This window comes from Sphingomonas arantia (assembly GCF_042682045.1).
GTDB lineage: Bacteria > Pseudomonadota > Alphaproteobacteria > Sphingomonadales > Sphingomonadaceae > Sphingomonas_R > Sphingomonas_R arantia.
In genome coordinates, this window is record NZ_JBHUGS010000003.1 from 110,580 (window position 1) to 123,126 (window position 12,547).

A 12,547-nucleotide genomic window follows, 5' to 3' on the forward strand; every position below is an offset into this window, starting at 1 on the left:
ATCCGCGACTTCACGAAAGCGACGTGAAACGAATGGTGCGGAAGGACAAGATGCCGATGTCCTCCCCCGTACTGGTCGTCCAGACGCGTTGACCGAGGCCGCGAACGGGGTCCGTCCCATGCCAGTCGGTCCGTCGCCCTAGACGGAGAGCGAGGTCGTCCTGCAACTCGGTGTCGGGATAGCGTGCAGGCAGCAGCGCCGCGACTGCCCCCCCGTCCCGCAACCTGATCTCGACCGGCAGCCACACGGTATCACGCAGGTCGACGGGGCCCTCGCTCTTGATCTGCTCGACCACGCAGAAAGGCATCAGTCCCCAACGACCCGCGATGATCGCCTCGAATGCCGGACCAAAGCGGCCATCGCCGTCGAACATGTAATCGAACGGCCGGCCGTCGACGTCGCCTGGCGCATCTGGTGATGCATCGAAGGCGCGTGCCCGCATTGCCGCCGCGCTGTGCGCATCAGCGGCAAACGCATCGGCTAGGTCGCTCACCCAACCGGGTGACGCACGCAACAGCGGCGCAGATGCCCCGCCGCCGCATGCGTCACGGCGCGCGACCTCGCCATCGATCGCCTGGTTGTACGCAAGGCTAAGCATCCGGGCGTCCGGCGACAGCTCGGCGAGCATCTTGAGCTGAGCACGCGCCTTCTCCCATGCGCCCTCGACGCACAGGATCTGAAACAGGAACATGCGTGCACGCTGGTCGCCCGGAACGGCGCGCAGCCGATTTCGTAGGATCTCGATCGTCCCGGCGATATCGCCTAAGTCTTGCTGGGTGTCTGCCGTCATATGCTGACGTCGCGCCTCAAGGGTCATGTTGCATCCTTGCTGTCGAAAGCCGCCGGAATGCCTTCCCCCCCAATAAGCCGCTGTCGCGCTTCGCCCTGATTTCAAGCGGGGGCTCGGTCCGTTACTATTGTCATCATCCAGACGGGATCGGCGGCACGGGACGCGTAGGCTTTGGCGGCGGCGGCAAAGCCCGTGTTGGCCTGGGAGGTCGCAACGGAGACGGCATCAGCGCAGGGGACGACAGCGTCGGACGTTTCAAACCTGCTTCCAGCGTCTTTATGAGATCGAGACCTTGTACGGAAAGCCTTGGCGTCGCAGTCACACCCGCGAACTGGACACTCACATGATCGAGCAGGGCCTCGGATCCATCGGGCCTCTTGGTGATGATGTTCAATTCCTTGGCCAGTGCATGCGTGTCCTTGAAAACGCTCAGAAATTGCCGGAAGAAGGCGAGGGCGAGCGCACCGGCGCCGCCTTGCCATGCCGGTCCGGCAGGATTGACGCGCAAAGCGGTCTGGACCTGTGACTGCGACCCGCCAGCTACCGAGAATGCGCCATTATAGCCGGCCAACGCCACGCCAAGATTTAGGAGCAGAGTGATGCTGCGATCGGCGATCAGCACCGAATCCGACCTGTCCTCCTGTGTCCTGAGTGCCGCCAATCTTATCTCGACGTCACGCAACTGGTTCAGGCCATCCCTAGAGCGCTTCCAGGCGCCAGAAATAGTGGTCGTGCCGCGAAAGCCGTGCCGTCTCCCGGACGTCTCCTTCCACTTGCCGTCGATCTCGCCGCCGAGCAGCGTAACGACGCTGCGCTCCAGCTTCCCGATCTCGGACTGGTCGGATTGGTTGGTCCCTGTGATACCATGGTCCGCACGGTACGCCTCGATCGCCTGGAGCAGCTGGTAGAGCTGTGATCCCAATCGTTCGGCATGGCTGTTCAAGTGCCCGAGCTTGCCCTTGTAGGCGTTGAGCTCACTCTTGATTCGGGTGAAACCGGGGAATGGGTCGCTCCCTACCACCGTGGCAATCTTACCCACCGTCAACGCATGCGCCGCCGCACCAGCGATCTGCGATAGTCGGCCGACCGCTTTCCCGCGATCATAGGCTTGGGCAAGCCGTTCGATTTCGGCGATAACGCGGAGACGGCTCTCGTCCGCGGTTCTATAGGACTCAGAGAACTTCTTAGAAAGATCGGCGACCCCGCGCCCAAGTGCGACGATCAGCAGACCAATCGACACACCAGCTGTTGGCGGAGCGATGCCTGCTGCAATCCCAGCTGCTGCCAACGACACCGAGATGCGCGCGAGCTCCTTGCCGCTGTCGTCCCGGTAATCCCTCCAGGCCGACGATATGCGCATGCTAGCCCTGATCGCATCGACCACAACCTTTGTCAGGATCGGTATGGAACGCCGCATGACGTGATCGACCCGAGCGCGCAGAGCTGGGTCCGCACGACTGTTATCGGTAATTGACCTGAACAAGCCCTCTTGCAATGCCAGGCGAATGGCGCCCGCCAGCTTCACCTGAACGTCGTTGTTGAGAACAGCGTTGGCAAGAAATCGTGCCCTGATCGGCTCGGGCATCGCGACGCCAAAGCGGATCGGTATCTGATGCAGGCTAGCATGCAGGCCCTCTGGCTGCATCCCTCGAAGAATATCGCCTAGGTTACTGTCGTATAACAGGAAAGTTGGATCCGTTGCCATTGAGACCTCTCCGAACAGCGAGTCAGACTTTCTAGGAGTAACACAATACTTAGGCGGATCACTGTCGATGTCACATCGGAAGAACCCACTAGGACGCCTTCTTCCAGATTGGCTCCACCTCCCACCGATTGGGAAAATGCTTCATGACCTTACCCGCTCGAACGACTTCCCACATGTTTTCAGTGTAGGATATCGGACGGCCTCCGCGCAGGCTCATCTCGGCGAGGAAGACGATCTCCAACGCCCGGGCCTCGCTGACGGATATGATAGGTGTCTCGAAACTACCGTCCGTTTTCTTAGTATTTCTCGCCAGTCGCGACATCACGGAGTAAAGCGAATTCACGCTCTGCAGGCGCTTACGCTGATTGGCCGATACTCCTTTGATGGTGGACCAGCCATCATAGTTATCGTCAGGATCGTCGGATCGGAACTCCCCGCCGGGACCCTCGACAATATTCCACCCCTGCCACGTCAATCGTGAATGCACTTCGTCACGGGTCAGCAGGCGACCGGCCCTCATCTGGGCAACCGTCCCTCTTGGATTCGGGTCCGACACGATCTGGAGAAACAACTTAACCGCAGTCCAATGTTCCCCTCCAACCAATCCGTTCCATACCAGCCTAAGGCACTTCCAGGGAATAGTATGATGCCATGTCAGTGTAAAATCGGGCGTTACCGATGAATGCGTCCAGGTAGCCACGTCGCATCCCCGGTCCGAATTCGTAAGTAACCCATTGCTACCGAGTGCCAACGTAGAAGCTTCCTTGTCGATCAACATTCATGCTGCGCGACCGGCCGTCCAGTGCGCAGCATGAGAATACGAAGTATGTCCTGATTAGGCCGCGTCGTTCTTCTTGATATTCCACTTGAATGGAACGCTGCCCGCTGCCGTTCCCGTTGCGCTTTGCGGCGAGTAGGTCACGTCCACCTTGGCGAAGTTCAGTGTGACATTCTCGACGGTCAGATCGTCACCAGGAGTGCCGCCATGCTGGACGCTGGAGACGAACACCTGTTCCATCGTGATCTTCAGGTACTCAAGCGCCTTCGTACCACCGGCCTTGCGGCAGCTAAGCACCGCCGTAGTGAAGTGACCACCTCCGGCACAGTTCAGCAAAAGGGTTGCCGTCGCCTTGTCGACATACTTGGTTATGCTCAGATCTTGGAACGACGCCTTTCCTGCGCCCGTGCCGGTACCCATGACCGAACTGGCCATATTGGTCACGCCCCAGTTCCAGCCGAGAAGCTCGATCTGCCCCTCATAACCGGTCGCCTCAGACTCGCCGTCACAACCCGCAAGCTTAAGGAACATTTCAACAGCCATGACTTTATCCTTCTAAGTATAGTTACGTTCTAGGAGAATTTCTTGTAGCGCGACTACTAGGCATCGCTCTTAGGCAAACGCGAAACCATGCTCAGAGAGACATCCATGCCCTCAAGCTGGTAATGCGGCACCATCCGGAACAGACCCCGGTAGTAGCCCGGGTTCTCTGGATCGGGAATGACTTCAACAGATGCCTGCTTGAGTGGCTTGCGTGCTTTTGTATTCTCATCCGAATGCTCGGGCTGAAGATCAACATACTGCATGATCCAGCTCTGCAACTCCTGACTGAGCTGCGGAGCCTCCCGCGTACCGCCAATCCAGTCACGCACCATACACTTCAGGTAATGGGCGAAGCGGCAGCTGGCGAAAATGTAGGGCAGGCGGGCGGACAGGTTCGCGTTCGCCGTAGCATTCGGGTCCTCATAGGCCTTGGGTGCGTGCAGCGTCTGTGCGCCTATGAATGTCGCGTTATCCGTGTTCTTCCGGTGCACCAGCGCCATAAGACCAGCCTTGGACAGTTCGGCCTCGCGTCGGTCCGAGATCGCTATTTCGGTCGGGCACTTCGCGTCTACTCCGCCCTCGTCGGTGGGAAACAGCGCGGTAGGCAGATCCTCGACTGTTCCGCCCGACTCGACACCCCGGATCCGAGTACACCAGCCGTAGGTCTTGAAGGCCTCGGTGATGCGTACACCCAGTGCGTAGGACGCGTTCAGCCACAGATGCTTGTCGTGCTGGCCTTCGACCATTTCCTCGAAGGCGAAGTCTTCCACTGGGTCCGTGTCGGCGCCGTAGAGCGGGCGACCAAGGAAACGTGGCAGCGTCAGCGCCATGTAGCGGCTATCGTTGGACGAACGGAATGACCGCCACGCCATATAGTCCGTCGCCTCGAACTGTTTGGCGAGATCACGTGGGTTCGCAAGCTCCCGCCAGCTGTCCATGCCGATCAACTTGGGACCAGCGGCCGCGATGAACGGCGCATGTGCGGCCGCGCCGATCTTGGCGAGGCCCTTCATAACCTCCAGGTCCGGTCCACCGTGGTCGAATGTATAGTCACAGATGACAGCGCCGTACGGTTGACCGCCGAGCTGCCCGAATTCGGCCTCGTAGATCTTCTTGAACAGCGGGCTCTGGTCCCATGCCGCGTCGCGATATTGACGGAACTGCCGCCGCATCTCCTCTTTGGAGACGTTCAGCACGCGGATCTTCAGGTCCTTACCAGTGGACGTATTGCCAACCAGATACCACAGGCCTCGCCACGCAGATTCCAGTGCCTGGAACTCGGGGTGGTGGATTATCGCGTTGATCTGGATCGACAATTTGCGATCGATCGCGGCCTTCAACGCGTCGACCGTCGTATAGACGTCGTCGCCGATCACGGCCGCGTCCTCAAGTGCCTGTTGTGCCAGCGTCCGAACCGCCTGTTCGATGCGGTCCTGCTTGGCATCGCTGCCGGGCTTGAACTCCTTTTGGAGAAGTAGCGCGAATTCGTCGGTATAGTCGACCGGTGCTGCGTCGGCGGCCAGTGCCGGTTGAAGAGCGTGTTCAGCCATGTTCGTCTCCTGAGCGGAAAATGGTGGAGGATACCGAGCCGAGGCGCTCAGCCTTCGCGGTTCTCGTCGGTTGGCGTCTCATCGTCCGCCCTGTCGGCGCTTGGCTGGCTCGCCGCTTGCTCTGTGGCAATTGTCGCCATCAGCGCCGGATCTCTGAGAACCTTGTCGAGGAGCGCTTGCGCGCCGGCTTTCCCGTCCATGTAAAGCATCAGGTCGTTCAGTTGCTCGCGCGCCTCCAATAGCTTCGCGAGCGCAGGTACGTTCCGCGCGATCCGGCCTGGATTGAAGTCCTCCAGCGACTTGAAGGTTAGATCCAGGCCCATGCGCCCGTCGCCAGTTAGAGTGTTTTCGACCGCAAAGGCAGCGCGTGGAGCTATGCGCTCCATCCGCTCCTCGAAATTGTCCATGTCGAATTCGAGGAAGTCGCGGTCCGCATGGGGCTTTTTCTCGATGAGCGACTTGCCTGACAGATCGGACATCACACCCATGACGAACGGAAGCTCGATCTTCTGGCGTGAACCATAGGTCTCGACTTCATATTCGATGTGGACGCGAGGCGCCCGATTCTCCTTGATGAAGCGTTGACCGCCCTTCGCCGAAACCATGATCACCTCACTAGACTGCTCGTCAGCCGGCATCCGCATGTGCGGCGCCGCTTTAAGCAGATGCCGTCATCCGTTCTTCTTCATGATTTCAAAGCGTCGACTGACCGTTACGGTTGTCACATGGAGCGCGGTCTTGGAGATGCCCGGCTTCGTCTGGCTACTCGGTTACGGTTGCAACACCGTGCCAACACAACAGAAGCACGGCAGCGCCATGTCTGGCTGGTAGTGGTCAGATCGGGACGGAAAGCAGTTCACAATGCAGACGGGTTCCAGCCAAGACAGCCGCGATCCTGCCCGAACGCCGCCTCCCCATCGCGCGCGGCGCGGCAAGACCGCCTACTCTGGACCGTTCTGAAAATGGAGAAGATGCTGGGCTTCCGAAACGGCAGCGGGCGCAATGTCCTGAAGCACTTCCATGAAATCGCGGTGCACCCATGCCCGCGCACGGCCAAGCAGGAGTGGTACGGGACTGTGCGGTTCGGCACGGCGATAATAGTCGATGACGCTATCAATCGTTCGCACGACATCGTCGCGCGAACGCACCGGCCCGGATCCACGGCTATCGGTCGGGGTATCGCCCGCGCTAACCTCTCCCGCGGGGATATCGCTCTGCTCGCACGGGCCCGGCAGGAATGCACGGGCGGCGCCCCCAATTTCGTCAAGCGCTTGGAACAGCGGGGCAAAGCTCGTTCCAGCTCCCGCTCCGGCATGCAGGGCGAGCGCGGCGTTGACGCTACGGAACAACGTAGCGATTCCGTCGAGTTGGGCAGCGGCTTGGGCCAACCGCTCGGCGCTCCCAGCATCGTCCAGCGTCGCACGGAAGGCGCTGTAGCCATCTTCCGCCTCGCCGCCATGCTGGAAGCGCTGGAGATCGCCGCCATTGAAGCTCCCATATCGCGAGTGTTCCAGCAGGGCGATACCTCGCAGGGGGCCGATGAACTCTCGGAACCTGACCAGCGTGTCGCAGGCCCCCGTACGGCCTTCGACGCCATAATCTTCGAGCCGCGGATGCACATCATCCCAATATCCGTCAATCAACCCGGCGAGGTAGCCTGCCCCCGCCTCGACGATGTCGAGCTTGCCGGCACGGGCACCCGCGCGACACAGATAGACGGCCAGCCAGATGTCCTTAGTGCGCGTGCTCTGCCCGGCGATCGCCCCAATGATCCGACGCCAGTCGATGTCCGCCGCGGCCACGGAGCTGCCATCGGTATCGATCGATACCGAAGCTTCGAATGCCTGCTCGATTTCATGCCGTTCCGGATCATAGGCAAGGTCAGGCCCGGCGCGATCGGTCTCGGAAACCGGCGCCAGAAGCGTCGCAATATCGGGTGTTTTCATGTTCGCGTCCCGTCAAGTTGATCTAGCGGGCACGCTAATACATAGGGTGTCCATCTAGAAAAAGCATTTTATATGCGGATGCGACAATTGAAACACGACAACATGGAACTGGAATATGAATAGACAGGCCGAGATCACTATAAACGTGGGATGCGAGGTTAAGCTTACTAGCTTCCGGAGCACCGAAAAATTAGGTGAGTTGTTCGAAATTGATGCTCGGGTCGTTGCATCACAGAAGGTTGACTTTCTACTTAGTATCGGGAAGAAAGTGCTCATTGAGGTATTCGAAGCCGATAAACCGGTACGGGTTTTCAACGCGCTCTTGGCGGAGGCGGATTATCTGGACGATACGGGCGAGGGCTATGGCTACTCCCTCAAGCTTCGCCCTTGGCTCTACGCTCTTGCACATAACAGAACGTACCGAATCTTCGAGAATATGACCGGTGTCGATATAATTAAGAATGTGCTGGCAGACCACAGTCGATTAACCGACTATAGTAGAATCTCTGGGAGTTATCGGCCAAGGATCTACACGACGCAGTACAGGGAAAGCGATTTCCAATTCATATCCCGAATAATGGAACGGGAGGGAATCTATTACTATTTCGAGCATCGTCGCGATGACCATGTGTTGGTATTATGCGATGCACCTTCAGCGCACATGACCGCGCCAGGATATGAGGCGATCAAACTTCGGCCCGACAAGGTAGGTCGCAAAGGCGGTCTAGCCGGGGCGATCTGGCGATGGCACGAGCATGTCCGCGACGATGGTCAGCGACGGTTCGCACTCCAGAGTTTCGACTATGAGACCAGTAGCACGAAGACGGGCGAGGTCGACGGCGGTGCCCGCAACCCGGCCGATACGCAGGATGTCTACACTTATACGGGCGATTTCGTCGAGGAGGCGCTTGCCGGCCATTGGGCGAAGGTTGCTAGCGAGGCTGCGAAGGCGAGGCAGCGGCTGTATTCCGGCGAGGGAGACATGATTGGCGTCTTCTGCGGCTGCCGGTTCAAGCTGGATTCGAAGGATGCCTTTGATCGCGGCGATGAGTTCGTAATTACCGCGCTCGATTACTCGATCAATGCTGAACCATTCCGCAGCGGCAGGGAGGCAGATGCCAGGCGCGTGGTGGTAGAGGCGGTCACCAGGGACACGCGGTGGCGTTCGCCGATCACGACACCCATGCCCCGCGCTGGGCCCGAGACCGCGATCGTCATGGTCGGCGGGGCCGACGACACGAACGTCGACGATCTCGGCCGGATCCGTGTGCGCTTCTTGTGGGGGCAGGCCGGCGACGCGCCGGACAAGGCGCGGTCGTGCTGGTTGCGTATCTCCTCTCCCTCGGCAGGGTCGTCGTTCGGCCATGTCACCTTTCCACGGCTTGACGAGGAGGTGATCGTAACCTTCCTCGACGGCAATCCCGATCGTCCAATCGTGACGGGGTGCGTCTATAATTCGAAGCATCCGCACCCCTACCCGTTACCCGAGCATCGCACGCGCTCGCTGTACCGGTCTCAGAGCATCGGCCCTTCCGGCAGCTATGCCGGTGCCAAGCGCGCGCCGCGCGGGGTCGGCTACAACGAGCTGATGTTCGAGGACAAGGGCGGAGCCGAGCAGGTGTATCTCCGCGCCCAGCGCGACCGGCTGACCGAAGTCATGCTCGACGACGAGACCCGAGTGATGCGCGACCGCAAGGACTCCGTCTACCGCAACAAGACCACGACGGTGGAGACCGGCGATGCCGAACTCAAGGTCAAACAGGGCAGCGTGACGATTGAGGCTACGAAGCGGATCACGCTCAGGGTCGGCCAAAACATGATGGTCATCGACCCGACGGGGATCCACTGCACCGCTGGGCCGAGCCGCGTCGATCTCACCCCAGCGTCGATGATCCTGCGCAGCCCGATCATCATAGCGAACGCGCAGTTGCTGCAGACGATGGGCATGGTCACCCTGATCCAGGGACAGCTTATCACGATCAGAGGAACCCCAACGCTGATCGTCCCCTCCGCCTTCGGGCCATGGCTTCCAATATCGTGAGGAGACCGTAATGGATTGGACCGAGGTTGTCTGGACCGAGGCATGGCAGGTCACCGGTCTCCAAGGCTGGCCACGCCGTCATGGCGACGAGGCAAGTCCCGCACACTTCTTCCAGGCTTTGAGAGACGCAGGCGAGGATGTGGACGCCGTGCGCTTCCTTGCCTCCGCCCTTCCCCGGTTCCGCTCTGTGGAATGGTTGCGCGCGGTGATTGCACGGCTTGCCCCTGATGCCGACGCACCCACGCTCGCTCTTATCGACGCGTGGCTTCGCGAGCCGACGGATAGGACGCGACGCGATGCGTTCGAGACATCACTACCGCTTGCCGCCGAGGATCCAGCCAAGATCTGCGCGGCGGCCCTGCTGTTTTCCGGCGGGTCGCTTGCACCCCTGGCCGCGCCATCGATCCCCCCACCCAAGACGGGGACCGGCCAGCTCGTAGCCGGCGGGGTGCTCCATTGCGCCTATGCCACCGCCACGCCCGACGTCGCGCTGTCCGTAGCGCTCGATCTCGGCGTTTCAATCGCCGTCAAACCAGTGGACAAGCCCTGATGTCACTCGTGCTCACAATCCGCGAACTCGACCGGCTCGACAACGGCGAGTTGGCGACGCTCACTCTCGATCGGCATGGCGCGGTGATAGGCCGCTCACCGCATGCCGACTGGAGCCTGCCTGACCCGAGTAATCTGATTTCGTCACGGCATTGCGAGATCGGCTACCGTGACGGGCTGTATCTGCTAACCGATCAGAGCACTAACGGCACCTATCTCAACGGCGCAGCGGAGCGGTTGCGCGGGGCGCACGGTCTGGTCGATGGTGATCGTTTCGCCGTTGGACACTATACGATCCTCGCCAGTCTAGCCGGCACGAAGGTGGACGCATCGCCGGCCATCGAGGCCCCGATCAGTTGGGCCGATTATCCCACACCTGACAACGCCCTCGTTGGCACTGACGGCTGGGCGGACGCGCCGGAGCCAGCTCAATCGGGCGGCGTGGGGTGGCAGCGAGGCGGGAGGCCGTCCGCCGCCGCAGCACAATCCGCCGGAACCTGGGACTTGCCGGCGCCGATCTCGCGTCCGTCCGCCTGGTCAAGCGAGCCAGCCGCTGCCACCGCACCGGCGGCAAACGATGTCTGGGGCCGGCTTTCGGAACAAAGCGAGATCGACTGGTCGCGGGGAAGCTTCGGATCCGCCCCGCCGCCGGACGAGGACTGGAATGCGGCCGTTGCCAAGGCGCCGGATCACGACGGAAATGGAGAGCCCACGACTGGACCCGCTGTCGTCATCGCAGCAATGAGTGCGCCTGTGCCAGACGATAGTACCGCATGGACACGCTTCATCGAGACGAGTGGCGTTCCCGCGGACCGGCTTACCCGCAAGCCGGTCGATGTGATTGCCGCCGCCGGCACCGTCCTGCGGCAACTCATCGGCGGGCTGATGCTGATGATCGATGCGCGCGCTCGCGCGAAAGGACAGCTCGGCGTGCAGGCAACCGGGCTCGAATTGGATGGCAACAATCCGCTCAAGTTCGTGCGCTCCCCGGATCTGGCGCTAGCTCAGATGCTCGGTGAACCGGAGCGCGGGTTCATGCCGGCCGAGCGTGCGATCGAGGACGCGTTCCAGGATCTTCAGGCGCATCAAATGGCGACGCTGAGCGCCATGCGCGGGGCGCTGGAAGGGACGTTGGGTCGGTTTTCGCCTGACGCCATCCGCAGCGGCATCGGCGAGCCAACCGGACTGGCGCGCTGGTTCCCGGCGCTGCACCGGGCAAGGCACTGGGACGCGTATGTCCACGGCTTCGAAGGTGTTGTCCGCGGGGCGGACGAGGCATTCATGGACCTGTTCGCCAAGGAGTTCCGACTTCACTACGACCGCCACATCGTCGAGATGAAGGAGCGCCGCTAGCCGGATCGAGCGGACTGATCAGGTTGTTCGGACAATCCGCTTGATCACTGCGCCGACTGGGCCGGCATTTAACCATGCTGCATGGTTGGCGATGTCGCTCCGACGTTGCTTCCAGTCGTCTTCGGACCGCAAGGCCGATGCTCACCGGCAGCTTTCGCGTATCCCGTCAAGCACACGTCGACGTCGCCAAGAATCGTGGCGGCGGATCAAATCGGTTTCCTGTGCGCGCCGCCGCGCCGGAAAAGCTGGAAGGTGCGGGGCTTGGACGGCGCGCCAATCGACGGACCTCTAATGACCCCCGCCAGCGCGGCACGCGGCCGCGCTGGCGGACACGTACGACCAAACGACTGCAGGAAGCGCGCGTCCCTGTACTTCTCCTACTGCAAGTGTGGTGAAGGGATGGCGGCAGACTGCTGCAGGCTGCCCGAACCCGGTCGCGGCACCTGACCAGGAGCACGCAAACGTCTGTGCCGCACCTTTCTCCACACGTTCGCATTGGCATTCTTGCTCGCGAGCGGCTTATCGACCGGAGACGCCAGGTCGCCCTGATCAGGCGGCGACGTGCGTCGTCTCGTCGCAACCAACGACAACGACCGTCACGTTGTCCGCCGCCCCATGCGTGAGCGCACATTCGACGAGCGCGGACGCCGCCATGTTCGGCGCGCATTGTCCGACCATCGTAAGCAGTTCGTGATCGGGAACTACCCGAGTGAGACCGTCGCTACACAATATGAAGACATCCCCAGGCAGGACCTCGCCGGAACATTGGTCCAGCATAAGATCCTGCCGGACGCCAACGGCACGGGACAGCATATGGGCCATGGGGTGGTCTCCAGCCTCCTGACGGGTGAGCAGGCCGGCCTTCACCATCTCTTCGACTGGGGTATGGTCGGAGGTCAGTCGTGACAAGCTGTTCCTGCGGATACGATAGACCCGGCTGTCACCTGCCCATACCACAGTGAAGCGCTGGTCGCGGATGATCAACGCCGTCACGGTCGAGCCGATGACCTTGTCCTCCGCCTGGCCCGCCAGCAGGATCGTTTGATTGGCTTCGTGGATCGCCGCGATCGTCGCGTCGCTGGCCCCCTCCAAGTCGGCTGGAAACTCCATCACCTCCAGCGCGGCAACAATCTGCGCCGATGCCCAACGCCCTCTAGCGTGACCGCCCATGCCGTCGGCGACCGCCCAGATATCGCCTTGCCAATGGGAGAGATAAGCATCCTCATTGACGGCCCGTACGCAGCCGACATCGGATCGGCTGCTCTGTTCGAAACGAAGTGCGTTGTGCATAT

The 12,547-nt window shown here is 61.0% G+C and carries 11 protein-coding genes; 3 read left to right on the forward strand and 8 right to left on the reverse strand.

Features of this window, described 5'->3' with window-relative positions; genetic code table 11:
• Positions 1 to 10: 10 nt before the first annotated feature.
• The 7 genes from ACFSGX_RS12015 to ACFSGX_RS12045 all read right to left on the reverse strand — a co-directional run bounded on the left by ACFSGX_RS12015 (position 11) and on the right by ACFSGX_RS12045 (position 7,312).
• A complete protein-coding gene (locus tag ACFSGX_RS12015) occupies positions 11 to 817 on the reverse strand; it encodes a type VI secretion system accessory protein TagJ (RefSeq protein WP_380930199.1) in 807 nt (268 codons plus the stop codon).
• Between the two features lie 106 nt (positions 818 to 923).
• Positions 924 to 2,495: a hypothetical protein gene (locus ACFSGX_RS12020; RefSeq protein WP_380930200.1), complete on the reverse strand. Its 1,572-nt coding sequence runs from the start codon at positions 2,493 to 2,495 to the stop codon at positions 924 to 926.
• Positions 2,496 to 2,583: 88 nt separating this feature from the next.
• Positions 2,584 to 3,066, reverse strand: a complete 483-nt coding sequence (locus ACFSGX_RS12025; RefSeq protein WP_380930202.1) for a hypothetical protein — start codon at positions 3,064 to 3,066, stop codon at positions 2,584 to 2,586.
• Between the two features lie 264 nt (positions 3,067 to 3,330).
• Positions 3,331 to 3,816: an Hcp family type VI secretion system effector gene (locus ACFSGX_RS12030; protein WP_380930204.1), complete on the reverse strand. Its 486-nt coding sequence runs from the start codon at positions 3,814 to 3,816 to the stop codon at positions 3,331 to 3,333.
• 56 nt (positions 3,817 to 3,872) lie between these two features.
• Entirely contained in the window at positions 3,873 to 5,366 is a 1,494-nt protein-coding gene (gene tssC / locus ACFSGX_RS12035; RefSeq protein ID WP_380930206.1) for a type VI secretion system contractile sheath large subunit, read from the reverse strand.
• 47 nt (positions 5,367 to 5,413) lie between these two features.
• The gene (gene tssB, locus ACFSGX_RS12040; RefSeq protein WP_380930208.1) at positions 5,414 to 6,010 is read right to left on the reverse strand and encodes a type VI secretion system contractile sheath small subunit; all 597 of its coding nucleotides are present in this window, start codon (positions 6,008 to 6,010) and stop codon (positions 5,414 to 5,416) included.
• A gap of 297 nt (positions 6,011 to 6,307) precedes the next feature.
• A complete protein-coding gene (locus ACFSGX_RS12045; protein ID WP_380930210.1) occupies positions 6,308 to 7,312 on the reverse strand; it encodes a type VI secretion system protein TssA in 1,005 nt (334 codons plus the stop codon).
• A 115-nt stretch (positions 7,313 to 7,427) separates the two neighbouring features.
• On the opposite strand from ACFSGX_RS12045, the gene ACFSGX_RS12050 reads away from it, so the two are divergent.
• Genes ACFSGX_RS12050 through tagH form a run of 3 tightly spaced genes read left to right on the forward strand, consistent with a single transcriptional unit; the run spans position 7,428 to position 11,255 of the window.
• Complete coding sequence (locus ACFSGX_RS12050; RefSeq protein ID WP_380930211.1) at positions 7,428 to 9,353, forward strand: type VI secretion system Vgr family protein; 1,926 nt, start codon at positions 7,428 to 7,430, stop codon at positions 9,351 to 9,353.
• Between the two features lie 10 nt (positions 9,354 to 9,363).
• Positions 9,364 to 9,903 carry a DUF6931 family protein gene (locus tag ACFSGX_RS12055; protein ID WP_380930212.1) on the forward strand — a complete coding sequence of 180 codons (540 nt, stop codon included), beginning with the start codon at positions 9,364 to 9,366 and terminating at the stop codon, positions 9,901 to 9,903.
• Positions 9,903 to 11,255 (forward strand): type VI secretion system-associated FHA domain protein TagH, encoded by a 1,353-nt coding sequence (tagH, locus tag ACFSGX_RS12060; RefSeq protein WP_380930214.1) that lies wholly within the window; start codon positions 9,903 to 9,905, stop codon positions 11,253 to 11,255. Before ACFSGX_RS12055 ends, tagH begins: the two co-directional genes overlap by 1 nt.
• A gap of 549 nt (positions 11,256 to 11,804) precedes the next feature.
• Here the strand turns inward: tagH and ACFSGX_RS12065 are convergent.
• Positions 11,805 to 12,545, reverse strand: coding sequence for a PP2C family protein-serine/threonine phosphatase (locus tag ACFSGX_RS12065; RefSeq protein WP_380930215.1), 741 nt, complete (start codon positions 12,543 to 12,545; stop codon positions 11,805 to 11,807).
• Between the last annotated feature and the right edge of the window lie 2 nt (positions 12,546 to 12,547).

What these genes read in the sequence shown, in the direction of transcription:
- ACFSGX_RS12015 (WP_380930199.1), bottom strand. Translation starts at nt 817, where the DNA reads ATGACCCTTGAGGCGCGACGTCAGCATATGACGGCAGACACCCAGCAA.
- ACFSGX_RS12020 (WP_380930200.1), bottom strand. Translation starts at nt 2,495, where the DNA reads ATGGCAACGGATCCAACTTTCCTGTTATACGACAGTAACCTAGGCGAT.
- ACFSGX_RS12030 (WP_380930204.1), bottom strand. Translation starts at nt 3,816, where the DNA reads ATGGCTGTTGAAATGTTCCTTAAGCTTGCGGGTTGTGACGGCGAGTCT.
- tssC (WP_380930206.1), bottom strand. Translation starts at nt 5,366, where the DNA reads ATGGCTGAACACGCTCTTCAACCGGCACTGGCCGCCGACGCAGCACCG.
- tssB (WP_380930208.1), bottom strand. Translation starts at nt 6,010, where the DNA reads ATGCGGATGCCGGCTGACGAGCAGTCTAGTGAGGTGATCATGGTTTCG.
- ACFSGX_RS12045 (WP_380930210.1), bottom strand. Translation starts at nt 7,312, where the DNA reads ATGAAAACACCCGATATTGCGACGCTTCTGGCGCCGGTTTCCGAGACC.
- ACFSGX_RS12050 (WP_380930211.1), top strand. Translation starts at nt 7,428, where the DNA reads ATGAATAGACAGGCCGAGATCACTATAAACGTGGGATGCGAGGTTAAG.
- ACFSGX_RS12055 (WP_380930212.1), top strand. Translation starts at nt 9,364, where the DNA reads ATGGATTGGACCGAGGTTGTCTGGACCGAGGCATGGCAGGTCACCGGT.
- tagH (WP_380930214.1), top strand. Translation starts at nt 9,903, where the DNA reads ATGTCACTCGTGCTCACAATCCGCGAACTCGACCGGCTCGACAACGGC.
- ACFSGX_RS12065 (WP_380930215.1), bottom strand. Translation starts at nt 12,545, where the DNA reads ATGCACAACGCACTTCGTTTCGAACAGAGCAGCCGATCCGATGTCGGC.